At 53.5% G+C, this 19,116-nt stretch carries 15 protein-coding genes and 1 pseudogene; 2 read left to right on the top strand and 14 right to left on the bottom strand.

All coding sequences use genetic code 11. The features are described from left to right. Window positions 1–12: 12 nt before the first annotated feature. From FN082_RS05525 to FN082_RS05485, 9 genes and pseudogenes are all read right to left on the bottom strand, one after another. Window positions 13–1,746: a tetratricopeptide repeat protein gene (locus tag FN082_RS05525; protein WP_142981263.1), complete on the bottom strand. Its 1,734-nt coding sequence runs from the start codon at window positions 1,744–1,746 to the stop codon at window positions 13–15. A 14-nt stretch (window positions 1,747–1,760) separates the two neighbouring features. Continuing rightward, complete coding sequence (locus FN082_RS05520; protein WP_142462915.1) at window positions 1,761–3,620, bottom strand: toxin-antitoxin system YwqK family antitoxin; 1,860 nt, start codon at window positions 3,618–3,620, stop codon at window positions 1,761–1,763. 104 nt (window positions 3,621–3,724) lie between these two features. After that, window positions 3,725–4,513, bottom strand: coding sequence for an ABC transporter ATP-binding protein (locus FN082_RS05515; RefSeq protein ID WP_139537491.1), 789 nt, complete (start codon window positions 4,511–4,513; stop codon window positions 3,725–3,727). Beyond that, a complete protein-coding gene (locus FN082_RS05510; protein WP_139537492.1) occupies window positions 4,507–5,502 on the bottom strand; it encodes an ABC transporter permease in 996 nt (331 codons plus the stop codon). The genes FN082_RS05515 and FN082_RS05510 overlap by 7 nt, the downstream gene beginning before the upstream one ends. Next, on the bottom strand, window positions 5,483–6,520 hold the full coding sequence (locus tag FN082_RS05505; protein WP_142465237.1) for an ABC transporter substrate-binding protein: 1,038 nt from the start codon (window positions 6,518–6,520) through the stop codon (window positions 5,483–5,485). The genes FN082_RS05510 and FN082_RS05505 overlap by 20 nt, the downstream gene beginning before the upstream one ends. Beyond that, the gene (locus FN082_RS05500) at window positions 6,517–7,491 is read right to left on the bottom strand and encodes an ABC transporter substrate-binding protein (RefSeq protein WP_142465238.1); all 975 of its coding nucleotides are present in this window, start codon (window positions 7,489–7,491) and stop codon (window positions 6,517–6,519) included. Before FN082_RS05500 ends, FN082_RS05505 begins: the two co-directional genes overlap by 4 nt. Window positions 7,492–7,502: 11 nt before the next feature. Next, entirely contained in the window at window positions 7,503–8,591 is a 1,089-nt protein-coding gene (locus FN082_RS05495; RefSeq protein WP_142981310.1) for an acyl-CoA dehydrogenase family protein, read from the bottom strand. Window positions 8,592–8,625: 34 nt separating this feature from the next. Then, window positions 8,626–9,730, bottom strand: a pseudogene (locus tag FN082_RS05490) (LLM class flavin-dependent oxidoreductase). Window positions 9,731–9,875: 145 nt separating this feature from the next. After that, window positions 9,876–10,769, bottom strand: a complete 894-nt coding sequence (locus tag FN082_RS05485) for a LysR family transcriptional regulator (RefSeq protein ID WP_142981261.1) — start codon at window positions 10,767–10,769, stop codon at window positions 9,876–9,878. A 107-nt stretch (window positions 10,770–10,876) separates the two neighbouring features. Between FN082_RS05485 and FN082_RS05480 the strand changes: the two genes are divergently transcribed. Beyond that, the gene (locus FN082_RS05480) at window positions 10,877–11,473 is read left to right on the top strand and encodes a cysteine dioxygenase family protein (protein ID WP_142462922.1); all 597 of its coding nucleotides are present in this window, start codon (window positions 10,877–10,879) and stop codon (window positions 11,471–11,473) included. A gap of 1 nt (window position 11,474) precedes the next feature. After that, window positions 11,475–13,055: a rhodanese homology domain-containing protein gene (locus tag FN082_RS05475; protein ID WP_142981260.1), complete on the top strand. Its 1,581-nt coding sequence runs from the start codon at window positions 11,475–11,477 to the stop codon at window positions 13,053–13,055. Window positions 13,056–13,187: 132 nt separating this feature from the next. Here FN082_RS05475 and FN082_RS05470 read toward each other — a convergent pair whose 3' ends face one another. The 5 genes from FN082_RS05470 to FN082_RS05450 form a co-directional block, all read right to left on the bottom strand. Continuing rightward, window positions 13,188–14,591 (bottom strand): CBM96 family carbohydrate-binding protein, encoded by a 1,404-nt coding sequence (locus tag FN082_RS05470; protein WP_142981259.1) that lies wholly within the window; start codon window positions 14,589–14,591, stop codon window positions 13,188–13,190. A 60-nt stretch (window positions 14,592–14,651) separates the two neighbouring features. After that, window positions 14,652–15,410: a polyphenol oxidase family protein gene (locus tag FN082_RS05465; protein WP_142981258.1), complete on the bottom strand. Its 759-nt coding sequence runs from the start codon at window positions 15,408–15,410 to the stop codon at window positions 14,652–14,654. 133 nt (window positions 15,411–15,543) lie between these two features. Beyond that, entirely contained in the window at window positions 15,544–16,233 is a 690-nt protein-coding gene (locus FN082_RS05460) for a 4-carboxy-4-hydroxy-2-oxoadipate aldolase/oxaloacetate decarboxylase (RefSeq protein ID WP_142981257.1), read from the bottom strand. A 60-nt stretch (window positions 16,234–16,293) separates the two neighbouring features. Further along, window positions 16,294–17,667 carry a PTS transporter subunit EIIC gene (locus tag FN082_RS05455; RefSeq protein WP_142981256.1) on the bottom strand — a complete coding sequence of 458 codons (1,374 nt, stop codon included), beginning with the start codon at window positions 17,665–17,667 and terminating at the stop codon, window positions 16,294–16,296. An 11-nt stretch (window positions 17,668–17,678) separates the two neighbouring features. Then, a complete protein-coding gene (locus tag FN082_RS05450; RefSeq protein ID WP_328592351.1) occupies window positions 17,679–19,112 on the bottom strand; it encodes a glycoside hydrolase family 1 protein in 1,434 nt (477 codons plus the stop codon). Window positions 19,113–19,116: the final 4 nt, after the last annotated feature.

Here is a 19,116-nt window from a genome sequence, read left to right as displayed (position 1 = left end):
GGGAAAACAGGGTTAACGGTTTTTCTTAATCGCCCCGGCGTTGTCATACAGCGTCTGAATGAGCTGCTGCTGTTCAGCCGTCGGCTTGATGTCCAGTGAATGGAAAATCTTACCCACCTGATACAGCTGCTCGTTCCCGGAAGCATCTTTAAAAGTTATCGGCACCTGAGTGGTTAGCTTATTCAGCGTAAAAGTGAGGTGCTGGATACATACCGGCGTGCTGGTAACGCAGAGATTTTGCAGCAACGTCAAATTCAGGCTATCAATTCTCTCTTCACCAACCATTAGCTCCCGGGCTTTATCCCACTCTTTCGCCCGCATATAAAAATCAATCATCGTATAGGATTCAACATCCGGGACATGCTCATGCAGAACCCGCCGGGCGTTAACGGTATCGTTGGCATAGCTGTAAAACTCAGCGAGAGTTTGATAGGGCCGCGCCATTCTTCTGCCCGGATTATTGTTCGCTTCAGCGAGGTAAATAGCCTCGGCATTCACGGCAAGCTTTTGTCCTTCGGTAGAACGCCCCATCTCCATCAGACTTTTTGCGATCCTTTTGGTCGCACTCTCCCACGGGTCAAAACGCTGCCCCTGTGACTCAGCGATAAGCGTATTTAAGTATTTATCCGCTAACGCATCCTGTTTACGCTCAAAAAGATACTGCAACGCCTGCATTTTATTTTCGTAGCAATAATTATTGTCGTAACAGGCATATTCTAGCGCGGTCATCAGTTTGTCCACGCGCTGTTCAAACAGATCTTTTTCACCAATATTAAACAGCAGCCTAATCAGATTTAGCTCATCCTGCGGTTTTGGCTCGAAAGCAAACGCTTTATCGATCTGAACAATTCGGTCCGATAACGCGACTGAATAAAGTAACCGCAGGTTATTATTTTTATAAAACGCCAGCAGCCCCGGCAATGAATGCTCATAATAGCTGCCGCTATCCCCCGTCGCCCTGGTTAACCTTTCGGATAAGGCAATGGCTTTATCTTTATTACCAACAAAGGCATACAGGTTAAGTAAATCGATATATTGCTCATAGTAGGCGGCTTCAAGATTTTTCTTCTCGGCGATGATCGCGTCCAGCATCGCCAGCGCTTTATCGGCATATACGGTGACGTTGGGAATATCATTTTTCGCCTGATAACCCTTCGCGATAATCACCAGCATTTTGAGCTGCGAGGGCAGCGATACCGCTTCGGTACCATAGTTTTTTTCATATAGCGCGGCGGCCCGATCGGGGTCAGATTGATAAGCGGTTAAAACAATGGGGAAGTAATACGCTTTAATCGTCGCATTGGATTTGCTCAGCAGCGCCAGGGCCGGCTCCGGCTGTTTATTCTTGACCCAGGCGTTGATATAGCTTTCATAAGAAGCCATTGAGGAAGGCTGTTTCAGGCCAATTTTAGCCAGGAACTCCAGCCCCGCTTCCGGCGAAACGTTTTCGGCAAGCCAGCTGGCAGAGAAATTCAGCGCGAACTTTGCCTCTTTCGATTGCGTGTCCAGCTTCTTCAATAATGCATCGGCTCTCTCCATCGGGCCGTACATAAACATTTCCCTTTGCAGCTCAAACCACGGGTCTTGTGAAGAGAAAGTGGAATTGTCAGACAGCGGCACCGCCTTTTCAAGCTTGCGTTCAACAACGGAATAAACATCCGGCTGTTGCTGACTTTGCGCCATGACATGGGTTGAAAACAGCGTAGCCAGGGTTAATAGCGACAGTTGAGATAATTTAGTTTTCATTCTAATAATTCCTTTTAGTTTTGATTTTCCGTCTTCTTGTACTGTCTGAGCGCTTCAGCGGCTTCTTTCATCCCTCCCTGCTTAGCCGCTTTTTCTAACCATGCCATTCCAGCGGCAGAGTCGGTACAAGTCAGGAGATATTTTCCCAGTTCATACTGTGCGGCAGCATCTCCCTGATTCGCTCGATTAGTGATTTCCGTAGGTTTGTACAACGCCGCCAGCTGCTCGTTTTTACGATAACAGCGGATAACGCTGACGCCATCTGGACCATAGGTTTCTTCCGTACCGTGCAGATCTCCGTCAACATAAGGTACAGCGCTTAATAATTTTCCCGTACGATCGTTAAACGTTTTTTTCATACCATTTTTGATGTCATCGACATAATCAATTTCTTCGATCATTTTCCCCGTATTTTCGCTCCAGCGGCGGTCCGGGCCGTTCTTTTTATCATCTTTATACATCGTGGTATAAAGTAATTTACCCCGCTCATTCCAGTATTTAGACTCACCGTCAAGCTTACCGTTTTTATAGAGGTAAAGTGATTTAGGCTGACCGTTTTCCTGCCACTCTTCGGCGCTACCGTCCTTAACGTCCTGTTTATAGCTTACTGCGGTATTAATCTGACCGTTGGCAAACCACTCTTTTGCCACACCATCCCTGCGGCCTTCGCTATCAAAAATCTCTTCCTGTTTTAATTGACCGTTCTCGTACCAGCTTTTTTTCGCCAGCTGTTTGCCGTCTTTATAGGTTGATGTGGATATCAGCTTCCCTTCTTCGCTGTACTCCTCACTAACGCCATCATCATTACCGCTGTCATTTTTATGAAAAATTAAGCGAACCTGTCCTGAAGGAAAATAGATAATTTTCTCGCCGACGACCTTACCCTGGCGGTAAGTTGATTTTTCTTTGATTTTGCCATCAGCGAAATATTCGAACGCCGGGCCTTCCAGATGTTGATTCAGATAGCTGTGCTGCTGCTTAATACTGCCATCCTCATAATAATGAGGACATTCACCGTCAGCAATCTTATTGTCAACAAACTGACGCTGGCTCTCTATCGCGCCATTTTTATAATAGACAATATATTCCCCATTGATTAAACCATTGGCGAATACCGCTGTTTCAGCCTTTTTATCTTTTTCATCATAATATGCATCATAACGGCCTTGCAGATTGCCTTCATGATTATAATTAGCGGTACCGCTGATGTTTCCACTCTTATACCAGGATTTCAACTCACCGATAAACCGTTGTTGTTTAAATGACTCTTCGTCGGTATACCCCTCAAAAGCCATCCGTTTTTTCCCGGCATTACCCTCCTGGGGTTCAATATACCAGCCGACCACTTTCCACAGCTTTTTCTCTTTATCAAAGGGAAGAGGAAGTTCAACAAACAACTCTGCCCTGCGCTTCACCGTGGCCTTGATCTCTCCATTCAGCCAAATATAGAGGGATTTTTTCATATACTCTGCGCCGCACAGCGCCTCGGTACATATTTCGATGTCGGTCAACATCGACGTGCCTTCACCATCGCATTGATCGACGGTGAAATAAAAATAACGATCGTCCAGAACTGCCGGCACCAGACTACGAATTTTTTCAGCATATGCTTTAGGCGTCAAACCGAATGATTGAGGACGGGCTGAAAGCGTATCCCGGTTACAGGGCGTCTTACTTTTAAAATAGAAGCGATCGGCTAACAGCAGCTTCATATCTTTACCGATAGCGGTTTTACCAATATCAATCTTATCTATTTGAGCGATGAATGTTATAGGCTCAGATTTTTCCTGTGGCAGCGGTTGTAAATAGGATACTGAGGGGTAGGCCATGCATATCATGGCAATAGTTGTCTTTCGCAACGTTATTTTTCGCAAAACTTATTCCTTGTTTTGGATATTTTTACCGAAAGATATTACAAGCAGTTTCAGGAGTAAAGCCACAGACTATTACCGGGCCACACAGACCCGGTATCAACAACTTACCAATCCTCTTCCTGGCCAAGAATACGCAAAATATCCTGACGATGCTGTAATAATAACGGATTATCGCGATGGCGAGGAAACTCAAGCGGGAGCGAGAACTCAGCGATAATTCTGCCCGGACGCGGCGACATCACCAACACCCGTTCACACAGCAGCAGCGCCTCTTCAATATCGTGGGTGACCAGCAAGCTGGTATAGCCCTGCTGCTGCCACAGCGCAATCAGCTCCCGCTGCATACTGATGCGGGTGAGCGAATCGAGTTTGCCCAGCGGCTCGTCTAATAACAGCAGGCGCGGTTCATTTAACAACGCGCGCGCCAGTGCCGCACGCTGCGCCATGCCGCCGGAGAGCTGTCGCGGCCAGGCCTCGCTAAACGCCTCAAGCCCCATCCGTGAAATCAGCGCGTCGGCCTTCGGCTCAAGTCCCTTCTTACCCTGCGCCTGCGGCCCCAGCAGCACGTTTTGCCGTACCGTCAGCCACGGGTAGAGCGTCGGGTCCTGAAACACCAGAATTCGCTCGGGCCCAGGTCCATCCATTGCCGCCTCATCAATCTGAATGTGCCCACTCTGCTGCGCCTCCAGCCCCGCCAGCAGCCGCAACAGGGTCGATTTACCGCAGCCTGACGGCCCAAGCAGCGCGACGCTCTCTCCGGGCCGCAGCTGCAGGCTGATATTTTCCAGTACCGGTACCGCCTGTTTGCCAAGCGTAAAAGCATGATGCAGATGGCTAATCGATACCGTTGCGCCGGTAGATATCGCCTGAGAACTTATCGTCGCGGTTACCATTGCATTCCTCCCCGCTGCCAGCTCAGCAGCCTGTCGCGTACCATAAACAGCCCGCTAATCAGGCCGGAGCACAACAACGCCATCACCAGCAGCGCCGCGTACATATTGGGATACGCCGCCCAGCCCTGCGCCCATTGCAGATAAAAGCCAATCCCGGATTTTACCCCCACCATCTCAGCGACGATCAGCACCGAAAATGACGCGCCGAGGCCCATAAACAGGCCGACAAACACGTTTGGCAACGCGGCGGGGATCGCCACCCGCAGGATCAGAAAGCGCTGGCTGGCCCCCAGGGTCCGCGCCACGTCATACCATGCCCTATCGATGCCGATCACCCCGGACCAGGTCAGCACGGTCACCGGGAACCAGGTGCTGAGCGCAATCAGAAAAACGCTGGCGCCGAAGCTCGAAGGGAAAATAAACAGACACAGCGGCAGCAGCGCGGTGGACGGCACCGGCCCCAGCAGGCGCAAAACGGGATGTACCCAGTAGCCGATACGCTGAGACCAGCCGATCGCCAGACCGCTGATAAAACCGCAGCTGGTGCCGAGCAGCACGCCAAGCCCAAGCAGCCCCAGCGAATGCAGAAGGCTGTCAAGCAGGCGCGGCCAGTCATCGTGCAGCACTTCAATCAGCGCCTGCGGCGGCGCGAAAAACGGTACCGGCAGAAACGCCGTCTTCGCCGTCAGTCCTTCCCATATAGCAAACAGCACCGGCAGCAGCGCCAGCCATTTCCCGGCATGCTGCAACCGCGCGCCCCGCTGCCGCCAGTAGCGGTAGCTCAGCGCCAGCAGCAGTAATCCCCCGCCGACGGTGAGCTGAGCCAGCGCCCAACCTTCGCTAAACGGCCAGCGCCGACCGACATCCGGCCAGGCGAGAGTAAAAAAACCACCCAGCAGCCACAATACGCCAGCCAGCAGGCCTTCATTCCACAGCGGCCTGCCGCTGCTCTGGCGCGACAGAACCCGTTCAGGCGAAAACGTTGACATAAATACTCTCCGCAAACTGATGAGGATCGGTTCCCGGTTTGATCACCTGTACGCGCTGAAGGTCCACCGCGTACTGCGTCAGCTCTTTGACAAACGCCTCGCCCACCGCGTGATGTCCGTGCCCTTGTCCATGAAGGATCCCGCTGACCTCCGCTTCATTGGTATTGAGCGCATGGGCCAGGAAGGATTGCGCCACGCTTTCCGGGTGTTCAGCGGCGTAGCTGTGCGCTTCAAGAATCGCCTGAGTGAGCGCGGCGGCGGCGGGTTTGTGGTCTCGCGCCAGGGTCCCGCTGACGCCCAGCACGCAGCAGCTCAGGTTGGAGTAATCGCCGGTCATATTGCTGGCGATAAGCTGATATTTACCGGTTTCCAGCAGGCGATAGCTAAACGGTTCGCTGCCGCTAATGGCGGCGATTTCACGTTTATCCAGCGCCACGCTGAGCAGATCGGCGGGATAGACTTTCCACTGCACATCGCTTATCGGATCGATACCGTGGCGCTTAAGCAGAATGGCAAAAAAGTTTTTATCCGGCCCGGCCATATCGGTGACGCCAATGGTTTGCCCTTTCAGGCTCTCCAGGCCGCCGAACGGTGAGTTTTTCGCCGTCAACAAGTTCAGACAGCCGCCGTGGGTTCCGGCGGTCAACTTGACGTCGAAGCCCTGTTCCAGCGCCTTCAGCCAGCGCAGCGCCATGCCAACCCCGGCATCGGCCTTCCCGGTGGCAATCGCCTCCAGCAGTACGTCCGTTGAGTTGCCGAAGTTAACAAACTCAACGTCGAGATTATATTTACTGAAAATCTTCTGCTGTTCCGCGACGGCGACCGGCGCGAGGCACACCGCGCTTTTGTTTATCGCCAGCTTGATTTTGTACGGCTGTGCCAGACGCAGCGCCGGATGCTCGTCGCTGCTCGCCATCGCCGCCATATCGTGAGCCCATAACGGCAGGGATGCCCCCGCCAGCGCCACGCCGCCGGTTAGTTTTAAGAAACGACGGCGGGAAAAACCGGAACGCATCATGGCGCGACCTCCGCATGAGCCTGCGCGGCAGGCACGCTAAAACCGTTATCAAATGTCGGTGTGACGTCGAGCTTTGCGCGGATCAGGCCGTTAGCGAGGTAGAAATCCGCCGTTGACTGCTGCTGGGCGACCGTTTGCGAGTCCAGCCGCAGCCACTGCGACTGACGATTGGCAAACTGCGCGCGAGCAATATCCGCCGGGAAACGAATAATTTCCCCCAGCGTTTTACCGTAGCTATCAAGGTTGGCGTAGGCCCAGCGCTCGGCACCGGCCAGGCGATTGAGATAATCCTGCAGCGCCGCGCGTTTTTGCGAATCGTTCAGCGCATCATCGGTGGCGGCGAGGAAAGTGTTGCCCGGCAGCAGCCCTTTGCCGCTCACCAGAATCTGCCCCTCGGCGGTCTTGACCAGTTGAGTGGTGTACGGCTCCCAGGTGGCCCACGCATCCACCGAGCCGTTAAGTAGCGCCACTTTGGCGTCCACCGGGCCGAGAAATACCCACTGCACCTCTTTGGGCGAAATGCCCGCCTGCTCCAGCGCTTTCAGCGCCACGAAATGACCAATCGACCCTTTACCGGTGGCGATACGTTTGCCTTTTAAATCCGCCGCGCTTTTCAGCGGGCTGCCGGGAGAGACCAGCACAGCGGTCCCCGCCGGATTGCTTTTATCGACAGCGATGGCTTTGACCGGCGCACCGTTTGCCAGCGCAAACAGCAGCGGCGCATCGCCGATAATCCCCACGTCCACTGCACCGGCGTTCAGCGCTTCCGCCAGCGGCGCAGCGGCCGGAAACTCGGCCCACTTAATGTCGTACGAGAGATTTTGCAGCGCGTTGGCGGCTTCCAGTTGCGAACGCATGCCGCCTTTTTGATCGGCGATGCGTAGAGTGATTCGCTCCTGAGCCGCCGCATAGCCGCTCAGGGCCAACAGCATCACCGCCCCGGCTATACGGGTGAATTTGGGTATGCGCATATGAATTATCCTTATTTTTGAAAAGCGTATTTGCCTGCCGCCAGCCACGCGCTGTCGCTCTGCGGGGTATGTACCCGCCCGCACAGCACGTTGCGATAGTGGCGTTCCAGAGGGTTTTGCCGACTCAGGCCATGATTGCCGGTCAGCTCCAGCGCCAGGTTCACCGCCTGAATGGCGTTGTCGGTAATGGTGACTTTTGCCAGATTAGCCTCGATGGCGGAAAAGCCCAGCTCCGCTGCCTTCTCCAGCAAGTTGCGATTCACCAGCAGTAAACCGTCAATCTGCCCGACTTTTTCCTGCACTCGCGGTAGGCTGGACAGCGGCTGCCCGAGGTTTCCCGGAATACGCGCACTCAGCCATGCCACCAGCCAGTCGCGGGCGGCGCGGGCGACGCTGTCGTAAATCGCCGTCAGCAGCGCCGTATGGCGGTTAGCAAACAGGCGAAACTGCTCGGCAGCCGGCGCAGGCGTTTCGTCGGCAGGCCATACGTCCACCGCGTTCTCTGCGGCCACCTGCACATTTTTCAGAATGACTTCATGACTGCCGGTTGCACGCATTCCGGCGTGATCCCAGCTTTTCACCACGCTGATGCCTTCGCTGTCGCGGGGTACCAGCCAGGTACCGACCAGCGGCGTACTGTCGTCACTGCGGCACCAGAGTGCCAGCCAGCTCAGGCCTTCGATGCCGGTGGTATAGATTTTGTGGCCGCTAATTCGCCAGCCCTCCGCGCTGCGGGTCGCCACGGTTTTCGGCAGGCCGCCGCGTGCCGGAGATCCCAGCTCCGGCTCCACGCGCAGGCTATTAATCAACCCGCCCCGCTCAACAGCATCCTGAAAAACCTGCTGGCGCAGCGGCTCGGCCCAGTTTTCATTTTCCGCCAGCCGCAGGTGATGCAGGTACTGCATACAGACGATCAGCGCCGTCGCCGGTTCACCCCAGGCAATCGCGGCGATAGCCTGCTGAAGCTGGGCTAAGTCGGCTCCCGCCCCACCATATTGCAGCGGTACAGCAAGGCTTAAAAAACCGCGCAGGCGCAAACGTTCGATATTGTGGTGAGGAAAATCGCCGCTGGCGTCGAGGCTGGCCGCCTGCTCCGCCATCAACTGGCAGATCTCCGTCAGCCGCCGCGACCAATCATCGAATGCGGAATCGGTCACGATGCGCGCTCCGCAACGGAGCGCAAGACGGCTTTTTCACGGGTTATCGGCAGCAGCGCTTTCCCGTACTCCTGGGCATCGTTCAGCGGATCGAATCCGCGGATCAGGAAATTGCGCACGCCAAGGTCGTAGTAGTCGAGCAGCGCGTCGGCAACCTGTTCTGGCGTGCCCACCAGCGCGGTGGAGTTGTGACCGCCGCCGACCAGTTGGGCGATCCCGGTCCACAGACGTTTATCCACCACCTTGCCCTGCGCCGCCGTCGCCCGCAGGCGCTGCGCGCCGACGCTATCGGGCTTGGCTTTGAAACCGCCTTCAGTTTGCGCCGCGCGTTCGGTGGCGACGTGCAGAATATGCTCGGCCTTTTCCCAGGCTTCGGCTTCGGTGTCGGCGATAATCGGGCGGAAAGAGACGCTGAAGCCAATCTCACGCTGATGTTTCGCCGCCTCGGCCCGCACGCGCCGGATGGTTTCATCAGTTTGTGCCAGCGATTCTCCCCACAGGGCGAAAACGTTGGCGTGCTTTCCGGCCACGGCAATGGCCGCTTCCGACGAGCCGCCGAAATATAAGGGGATGTGCGGCTTTTGCAGCGGGCGGATCGCCGACCAGGCCTGTTCCGCCTGATAAAAATCATTGGCGATATCCACCGGCTGTTCGGCAGTCCAGACCTTGCGGAGGGTATCGAGAAAGGCATCAGTGCGCGCATATCGCTGATCATGGTCGAGATAATCGCCATCGCGGCGCTGCTCGGCATCATTACCGCCGCTGATGATATGCACCGCCAGGCGTCCACCCAGCAGGTGTTCAAGGGTAGCGAATTTACGCGCTGCAAGGGTTGGCGAGACAAAACCGGGGCGATGCGCCAGCAGGAAGCTGATGTTTTGCGTCGACAGCCCGGCCAGCGCGGTCACCAGAAATCCATCGGGTTGATCGGACCAGTGGCCCACCAGCAGGCGGTCGAACCCGGCAGCCTCGTGGGTTTGCGCAAAGCGCACGATGTAGTCGCGGTCAAAAATCGGGCCAACCGGGGCGATGGTTTCCGACGACAGGCGATGACCGATCATGCCGAGAAACTGAATGCTCATACAGAACTCCTTGTATCAGGATAACGAATGGGCCGCAGCGGCGGCGCGTTTTCATTACCCTATACACAGGCTCTTAATGAGCAAAATGCATTTTTATCATATCTTAATATGCAATACAGGCATTTAAATAAATTTTATCTGCTTTTCAGTCAGATACATTAAGCTGCTGAACGACCTTAGCGGCAAAAAAAGTCAGCGGCTGGCTCAGGTTAGCCAGATTCTGCGCGTTAACCAACCACAGATGCACCTCGGGTTGAAAATCCGCAAGAGTCAGCACCGTCACTTCATCGCGCCATGGGCTGGCGGCCAGAGCCGCGCGCGGTACCAGGCCCAATCCCAGCCCCTGAGCCACCAGGCTAATTTGCAACTGGGCGCCTGCGGTTTCCACATTGAGCGCTAAACGCAGCCCTTGCGAGTGCAGCTCGCGGATTAGCCCCGCCCGCAGGCCGCAGCCGTCGGGATTCAGCACCCAGCCTTTCTCCGCACAGTCCCGCAGCGCTCCGGCGTGCAGACGCCAGCTTTTCGCCGCAATCACCACAATATCCAGCGGGCAAAGCAGCCGCCCGCTGTAGCCCTCAGCAAAGCTCAGTTGTTCAGGCCCCATCGCCAGCACCCCATCCAGTTCGACGCTCTCCAGCCGCCTTTGCAACAGCCCGCTCCAGCCGCAGGTGACCTGTGGTTGCAGGGCGGGAAACTGTTGGCGCAGCGCGGCCAGCGCCGGTTGCAGCGCAATTTCCGCCACGCTTTGCGGCACGCCGAGGCGCAGGATGCCGTGCGGCTCCGCCTCAGGGTCGAGCAGGCCGTACAGCTTTTTAGTTTCCCGCTTGATGCTCAGACACTGCTCGTAAACCCGATGTCCGGCGGCGGTCAGGGTAAGCGGTCGGGTCTGGCGCTCCAGCAGCGTCACGTTCAGGGTTTGCTCCAGACGCTGGAGGCGGCGGGTAATCGCCGATTGGGTAATACCAAGATATTCAGCGGCCTGATTCAGGGAGGAAAACTGCACGGTGGCCAGCAGAGCGTCGATGTCGTCGATGCGCATAGAATCCTTAATGTGATTTTTGCATATTAATATATGCGGAAATTGCATTTTAATTATATTAACGCCTTTGCTAGCGTAAAGACCAGTCCCGACAACAGGAAGCGACTATGACCGCAACGCGAGTGGAAAAATTACGCCAGTTTATTCAAGACGTTGATGCTCTGCATCGCGAGTTTGCCGACGAGGCGGCCCTCCTCGACGCCGTAGCCCTGCGCCTGGCGACGCTGGTGAAAAAAGATGACTGGTTGCCGGAGGAGTACACCCTGCCGCATCCCCACCACTATCAGCAGTATCTGCTGCATGCCGACTCCGGGCAGCGTTTTTCCATTGTGAGTTTCGTCTGGGGGCCGGGGCAATCGACGCCGATTCACGACCATCGGGTATGGGGTGCCATCGGTATGCTGCGCGGTGCGGAAGAGAATCAACGCTACCGTCTGGACGAGCGTGGTCAGCCGGTGGCCAGCGGCCTTGCCGAGCGCCTCTCCCCCGGCGAGGTGGAAAAGGTCTCTTCCCGCGACGGCGACATTCACCGGGTAAGCAATGCCCTGTCGGATAGCGTCTCTATCAGTATTCACGTCTACGGCGGCAATATCGGCGGCGTCAAACGCGCGGTGTATACCGCGGAAGGCCTGGTTAAACCTTTTGTCTCAGGCTACTCCAATCGCCACTTACCCAATATCTGGGATCTCTCTAAGGACAATTAATATGCCCATCTATTCTTATCGCCCGGCCGCACAGCTGCGCCAGGCACTGCTTGACGGCGCGGAGCTGGCGCTGATCGACCTTCGCGAAGAGGCGGAGTTCGCCCGCAATCATCCGCTGTTTGCCGCTAACCTGCCGCTGAGCAAGCTGGAGCTGGAAATTTTCCGTCGCGTACCGCGCCTGACAACGCCGATTACCGTATATGACAACGGCGAAGGCCTGGCGGAACAGGCCGTGGAGCGCCTGCAAAACTGGGGTTATCAGGACGTTGCGCTGCTGGAGGGCGGTCTTCAGGGCTGGCAGCGCAACGGCGGAGAGCTGTTTCAGGACGTCAACTCACCGAGCAAAGCCTTCGGCGAACTGGTGGAAAGCAAGCGGCATACGCCCTCGCTGAGCGCCGAAGAAGTGAAAGCGTTGATCGATAGCCCCCTGGAGGTGGTTATCGTCGACGCGCGCCGCTTCGATGAGTATCAAACCATGAATATTCCCGGCAGCATCAGCGTGCCCGGCGCAGAGCTGGCGCTGCGTATTGAGGGCCTGCTCCCTTCGCCGCAGACCACGGTTATCGTCAACTGCGCGGGACGCACCCGGAGCATTATCGGCACCCAGTCGTTACGTAACGCCGGTTTACCCAATCCGGTCTACGCGCTGCGTAACGGCACCATTGGTTGGACCTTAGCCGGGTTCGAACTCGAACATGGTCAGCAGCGGCGCTACGATACAGATTTTCACGCCTCAGCCGAACGCGTGGCGGAAGTGAAACAGCTAGCCGAGCGCGCGGGTGTGATTTTTATCGATAGTGACACCGTTAAGCGCTGGCAGCGGCAGCCCGAACGTACCACGTATCTATTCGATGTACGCACCCCGGAAGAGTACGCGGCGGGCCATCTGCCGCAGAGCGTGAGCGCTCCCGGCGGGCAACTGGTGCAGGAAACCGACCATTTCGCCAGCGTGCGCGGGGCACGGATTGTACTCATTGCCGATGATGAGATTCGCGCACCGATAACCGCTTCCTGGCTGGCGCAGATGGGCTGGGAGGTGGCGGTATTAAACGATGTACGGCGGGATGATTTTAACGAGCGCGGAACCCCAGCCATCAGCGTCCCTCCGGGACCGCAGGCGGAGGAGATTTCGCCGCTGCAGCTGGCGGAACAGCTACGGGAGCCGGGTACCGTGGTGCTGGATTTCACCACCAGCGCCAATTATGTCGCCCGACATATTCCCGGCGCGTACTGGCTGGTACGCTCGCAGCTGCGTCAGGCGCTGGAGACAATCCCCTCAGCTGAACGTTACGTTGTCACCTGCGGCAGCAGCCTGCTGGCAAGATACGCGGTGCCGGAAGTGGCGGCATTAACCGGTAAACCGGTACAGCTATTGAGCGGCGGAACGCTGGCGTGGATTAGCGCCGGGCTGGCGCTGGAGCATGGTGAGACGCATCTGGCGACGCCGCGTGGCGATCGCTATCGCCGTCCGTATGAAGGAACCGATAACTCCCCTGCGGCAATGCAGGCCTACCTCGATTGGGAGTTCGGCCTGGTGGATCAGCTGGCACGCGATGGCACACACGGGTTTAAGGTATTGTAAGTCGATAATAAACACTTCCCCGGAGGCGGTGCTGCGCACCTGTCCGGGCTACAAAACCGCACGAATCCGTAGCCCGGGCAAGGCACTTCTTTTCCGCGCCGCCCCCGGGAATGCCTCGGTGCTCGCTCGTTATCAGATCTCCGGCGTGGTTTTAAAGCCGGTCAGCATCAGCATCGGTTCCTGCGCTGCGCCCGCTGGGTCAAAATGATAGCTGTTGCCCTGACGGTCGCCGCCAATATACCAGGAGATCTCAGTTTTGCCTTCCGCCAGCGCCTTACGCACCGCTTTATCAACGTTCACCATCCGATATTCCCGCGCGGAGTTAAGATACAGCGTTGCATCGGAACTGTAGTTACAGCACGGACGATGGTTCCAGGTCACGCTTTCCGCGCTCCAGTCGTTGCTCGCCGGATAGAAGAAAATCTGATCCGCACCGTTGGTTTCCACTTTTCCACCGTAGATCCGCACCTGATATTTAAACATCGATGCGTCCTGACCTTTCGGCAGCGGTGGGATCTGGAATTTCACCAGCGTCATGGTTTCCGGATTATGCGTGCGACCACCATTCTTCCAGTTATCGCTCACCACCAGGTTTTCCGGCGCGGCGTGAGTAGCAGTCGGTTCGGTGCTATCCACCAGCGCATTCTCCTCCACCGTTGAGAAGCCATAAGGCACCGCGCTACCGCAGTCGATCCCCTTGTTCATGCAGCGCTCGGTCATATAGTGCGCCCCTTCCACCGTCCAGCCGTTCATAAAATCGGCGTGGGCAGAGTAGATGCTGCCCCAACGCTCTTCGCGCACATCACCGTTCATTACCGGGTCCATCGACAATTCAACTTTCGCCGTGTCGAGGGATTTAATCTGCGGCAAGACGTAGGCAATGTTCATGTTTACCGTCGGAACTTTGACCGGATAATCAGTCGGGCAGGCTCCGTTTACGTCATAGGTCGCGTTGCTATGTCCGTGGGTCGGTTTCAGATTGACGCCATCCCAGCAGTTGGGGAACTGAATACCGATATTAAACTGTACCGCGTCCCCCGCTTTACGTAGTCCACAAACCTCCCCGGCTTTGTTGCTGTAGCCTTTGCCGTTAGCGCAAAGAAAGGTGATGCGTGAACTGGGTGCCGAACCGTGATGATCGCCCGCCAGTAGTTCAAGGCCCGCCGGGAACGGATGCAGCGGATGCTGTTCCACTTTGGTGGTCTGGTAATAGGTTTTCTGGTAGGCCGGGGTGACGATTTGGCCATCCGGTAGCTTCATCGACGGTGCCCAGTAAGCAGAGCTGTCGGCTTTGTTATCGCAGGTCGTTTCCGGCTGGTCGCGCAACGTCTGGTAAGTCGACACCGCATCGGTATGGGTGTTGCCAAAAAAATCATGCCACATGGCCTGATTTGGCTTACCGAACATCATAATGGCGTCATCACCAAGCGTATGGTGATAAGCGCAGACCACATGCGCTTGCGGACCGGCATGAGCGGAAAAAGCGCTGGCGGCCAGCAGCGGGGCGAGACTTAGAGCGAACGAGTTCAATTTCATTTTGCAATCCTCCTTGTTTGAAGGAGTGCAGAGATAGCAAACACCCACCGATGTTACACATCAGCAATCATCATTTCGTCTCATCAGCTCATCATCGCCCGGCTCGCGCATGATCCAGGAATACTGGAACGACTTCTCTGCCGGCGTATGGGTACGGCGGCGAAACGACCCCAGCGACTGCGGCGTACAGTAGGTACAGCTCCCCAGCCACTCCATATTTTCATCCGGCACGCCCGCATTGCACAGCAAAAGATAGGCAAAGGCTTGCAGGTCGAACCATACATTATCGCTGCTGGTCGCTTTCGCCCGAGCCCCCTCAGACGAGGCCTGATGAGGCTGAAAAATACGTTCACGATGGCGTTTTGCCAGTTCGCCCGCGGGCATTGCCCGCAGCATCTGATAAAAATCGCTGGAGACTTCGTAGCAACACGGATGAATATGCGGCCCGCTCACCACCACCAGCTCTTCGGGAGAAACCTGATAACGCCGAAACAGCGCGAGGCTATTTTCGATAATCCCGCTGGCCGCGCCGCGCCAGCCTGCGTGGACGCTACAGATATAACGCCCATCTCGCGAAGCCATCAGCAGCGGCAGGCAATCGGCGGTCACCACGCCCACCTTCTGCCCCCTGACGGCGGTAAACATCGCGTCGGCGTGGGGACGTTCGGCCTGCGGGGCCTGATAGTGATGTACGACGTTGCCGTGAACCAGCTTGACCGGTGCCATTTCGCCGTAGGGAAAGGCGGCAGTTTCATGAACATCGAGAAAGGCGTAGCGGATGCCGGGGATATCGCTCAATAAGCGGGATGTAAAAGACATGATGCTCGGAAGAATCAATGGATGATGATTTAACGTATGCCAAAGTGGGTGGATGCGCAAGGGATCGGCGAGCTACGGTGTACGGGCTCGCCCGGAATCATGACCAGCCCCTCCAAAGGCATGGTGGGATAGGTTAGAACCCGCTGTCCGGCTCTTCCCGACAATGCAGCATATCCAAAATTTGCTGATAACCATAAATATCGAATACCGACTCTCCCTCACGAATTCGTTGCATAACAAGAGCCTCTTTTTCTCGTCTTTCTTTCGATGCGGCTAATACCTCTGTAGCCTCATCACTGGGAATAACCACCACACCATCGTCATCACCAACAATGACATCTCCGGGGTTAATAATCACACCGCCAACGGTAATTGGATAGTTAATAAACCCAAGAGTGGCTTTAGAGGTTCCCTCAACACAAATACCCGCAGAAAAAACCGGCAGCGCGAGTTTTTTTATAGCCGCGCTATCTCTTATAGTACAGGAAAAAACCAGGCCCGCGATATTCTTAACGACACATTCAACCGCCAGAACTTCGCCAAAAGGACCTGAATTGAGCAAATCCCCCATATCAATAACAATAACATCATTCGCTGTCGCCATACTGATAGCTTTAATTAGCATCAAGTTGTCAGCGGGATGGCATTTAACCGTAATAGCTCGCCCACACAGTTTAAGTCCTTCTTTAATTGGGCGAATTGTACCAGACATTGCCCCTCGCTGCCCCATTGCCTCATGAACTGTTGCAACATCTTCTTTTCCCAACTGGTCAATAATAGACTGCGCCACAATAGGTCTACGATACACAATATTAACTTTCATATTATTTATACCCTATGCAACGCCCATTATTCGTCATGGGCGTTCTGGTGAAATTATCAATTAAACTTCGACTACATCATCAAAACCAACAATATATGTCACTACAAACGAAACGATTATTGCCGTGCATATACCAGAAACAATGGCAAAAATAGTCTGTTGAAAAATAGGTATTGATAATAAATTCGAGTATCCCATAACAAATGCTTTAGCACCCAATAGACCAGCAACTAACCCTCCGCAAAAACCACCGGCCATGACTCCATAGAGCGGTCGTTTAAGACGTAAATTTATACCGTAAATTGCGGGTTCGGTAACACCAGCTAAAATGCAGCCGACTCCGGAACTGAATGCCTGCGAGCGTAAGGTCTTATTTTTAGTGCGTACCGCAACGCCAAGACAGGCCCCACCTTCAGCCATATTATGTACAATCAATGCGGGTTTAAAGAGGCTGTCGCTTCCTGTCGACGCAAGACTTTGAATAATAATCGGGCTAAATAAGTGATGAATCCCAGCCATAATAATAAATGGCATAAAACCTGCCAGAAGAGCTATTGACAACCCACCAAGCGTACCTTGTAAAAACATCAAAAACTCAATGATATATTTACCTATATAGGTACCAATAGGCCCCAAGATAATAAACCCCAACCCTCCCGCAATGATGACTGTCGACATCCCGACAAACACTGCTTTAAAAATCCCAGGGACTATTTTATTTAATACAAATTCAAGTTTAGCGGCAGTGAATGCAATCATCAGCGCTGGCAAAAAAGAACTCGCATAGCTATCAAGTAATACTGGCACTCCCCAAAGTGTAACTGGACTCCCCAGCGCCACAACCTTAATAAAACCAGGATGAATTAATGATGCCGAGGCAATCATCGAATAAATAGGCGTACTGCCTAACTTCATTGCCGCGCCATAAGCAATATAGACTGGCATAAAATAAAAAGCACTCTGTGAAATAAATACCAACAGTGTATAGCTCGACGAATCTTTAAATTGTGGAAAAATCAATGTCACAATTAAAAGAAGAACCAGCGTCATCCCACCAGCAATAAACCCGGGTACTGCCGGAGTCACTGAACTTGCGACAAAACCAATCAGATTATTAACCGCAGAAAATAATCGATTATCTTTTGTTTTCTCATTATGTGTTTTTTCTTGTTTCTTCGCAGAATCATCACTATAAAATGATTTCTCCACTTCAGTATAAACCGGGATAAGGTTTTTCCCCAGAATAATCTGTAATTGCCCCGTCGCATCCACTGCGCCCAAGACACCTGAAACTTTTCTTATACCTTCCAGATCAACGAGACTTTTATCATTTATAACAAAACGAAGCCTGGTCATGCAATGGGTAACGGATGTTATATTAACTCTTCCGCCGGCCAGTGTTAATATCTCATGGGCAGTTAATGTAGGGTTCATCGGTTAAATCCTCAGAGCTCAGCGCCGTTCGTCATAATTATATTTTGATACCAGGCGAAAGAATCTTTCTTAATTCGCTGTAATGTGCCATGCCCTTCATTATCCTTATCTACATAAATAAAACCATAGCGTTTCTTCATTTCACCAGTGCCTGCGCTGACGATGTCGATGGGTCCCCACCAGGTATACCCCATCACATTAACCCCATCGCGAATCGCTTCTTTAAGCGCCATCAGGTGCTGGCGCAGATAATCGACGCGATAGGCGTCATGAATTTTACCATCCTCAACCACATCAACCGCGCCAAGGCCATTTTCTACCGGGAAGAGCGGTTTCTGATAACGATCCCACAACTCATTAAGCGTATAACGGAAACCCACCGAGTCTATCTGCCATCCCCAGGCAGTCGTCTCCAGATAAGGATTTGGTGTACCGATATCGCCCCCCGTATCGCCAAAAAATGGCTGGCCCGCCTCATGGGTTGTTGTCTTATAGTAACTGAACGCCAAAAAATCATTGGTATAGTTTTTAATTAATGCTAAATCTTCATCCGTTATTATAAGTTTGCAGTTATGCTCATTCCACAGACGATAGATGTAGGCTGGATAATATCCACGAAGCATAACATCTGAATAAAATAGCGAACGACGGCGTAGCTCCTGAGTCTCCAGTACGGCTATTGGATCACAGTTATTCGGATATACATTGCTGGAACCAAGCATACAACCTATCTGGGCATCAGGTATGATTTCACGGCACAGTTTAATAGCTTTAGCGTTTGCCACAAACATATGATGATTCGCCTGAAAAACGACCTCTTGTTTATTCAAATCTTCATGGTTAAAAATAATTCCTGCGACATAATCAGGATTGCGTCGCATATTGTTTATTTCATTAAATGTAATCCAATACTTAACTTTATGTTTATAGCGTGTAAATACAACTTCGCAATAACGCGCATAAAAATCAATAAGTTTTCTGTTACGCCAACTACCATATTTTTCCACTAATCCCATTGGGGTTTCATAGTGCGATAAGGTAATGAGTGGCTTAATATCATTTTTTAACAACTCATCAAATAAATCATCATAAAACTTCAGACCTGCCTCATTCGGCGTTGCTTCATCGCCTTGTGGAAAGATACGCGTCCAGTTTATTGATGTTCTGAATATTTTCAACCCAAGTTCTTTAAATAGCTGTATATCTTCTTTATATCGGTTATAAAAATCAATGCCATCGCGAAGGGCATAATATTTATCTGATTGTGGATGACCAACAAAATGATGATGAATACCATTTGGAAAACAACTGGCTAAATCTAAACCTTTCCCATCAGACAGCCATGCACCTTCGCACTGATTTGCAGCTACCGCTCCGCCCCAAAGAAAGTCTTCAGGAAATGAATTGTTATAGCCTATTGGTGTAGAACCTACAATCTTGGTCAACGTA

Origin of the sequence: Klebsiella spallanzanii (genome assembly GCF_902158555.1) — a bacterium.
GTDB classification, from domain to species: domain Bacteria; phylum Pseudomonadota; class Gammaproteobacteria; order Enterobacterales; family Enterobacteriaceae; genus Klebsiella; species Klebsiella spallanzanii.
The sequence above is the reverse complement of the archived record's forward strand: the minus strand, read 5'-3'. Positions and strand labels throughout refer to the sequence as shown.

Bases quoted from the DNA above. Each gene is read 5' to 3' on its own strand.
- FN082_RS05525 (WP_142981263.1), bottom strand. From the start codon at position 1,746: ATGAAAACTAAATTATCTCAACTGTCGCTATTAACCCTGGCTACGCTG.
- FN082_RS05515 (WP_139537491.1), bottom strand. From the start codon at position 4,513: ATGGTAACCGCGACGATAAGTTCTCAGGCGATATCTACCGGCGCAACG.
- FN082_RS05510 (WP_139537492.1), bottom strand. From the start codon at position 5,502: ATGTCAACGTTTTCGCCTGAACGGGTTCTGTCGCGCCAGAGCAGCGGC.
- FN082_RS05505 (WP_142465237.1), bottom strand. From the start codon at position 6,520: ATGATGCGTTCCGGTTTTTCCCGCCGTCGTTTCTTAAAACTAACCGGC.
- FN082_RS05500 (WP_142465238.1), bottom strand. From the start codon at position 7,491: ATGCGCATACCCAAATTCACCCGTATAGCCGGGGCGGTGATGCTGTTG.
- FN082_RS05495 (WP_142981310.1), bottom strand. From the start codon at position 8,591: ATGGCGGAGCAGGCGGCCAGCCTCGACGCCAGCGGCGATTTTCCTCAC.
- FN082_RS05485 (WP_142981261.1), bottom strand. From the start codon at position 10,769: ATGCGCATCGACGACATCGACGCTCTGCTGGCCACCGTGCAGTTTTCC.
- FN082_RS05480 (WP_142462922.1), top strand. From the start codon at position 10,877: ATGACCGCAACGCGAGTGGAAAAATTACGCCAGTTTATTCAAGACGTT.
- FN082_RS05475 (WP_142981260.1), top strand. From the start codon at position 11,475: ATGCCCATCTATTCTTATCGCCCGGCCGCACAGCTGCGCCAGGCACTG.
- FN082_RS05470 (WP_142981259.1), bottom strand. From the start codon at position 14,591: ATGAAATTGAACTCGTTCGCTCTAAGTCTCGCCCCGCTGCTGGCCGCC.
- FN082_RS05465 (WP_142981258.1), bottom strand. From the start codon at position 15,410: ATGTCTTTTACATCCCGCTTATTGAGCGATATCCCCGGCATCCGCTAC.
- FN082_RS05460 (WP_142981257.1), bottom strand. From the start codon at position 16,233: ATGAAAGTTAATATTGTGTATCGTAGACCTATTGTGGCGCAGTCTATT.
- FN082_RS05455 (WP_142981256.1), bottom strand. From the start codon at position 17,667: ATGAACCCTACATTAACTGCCCATGAGATATTAACACTGGCCGGCGGA.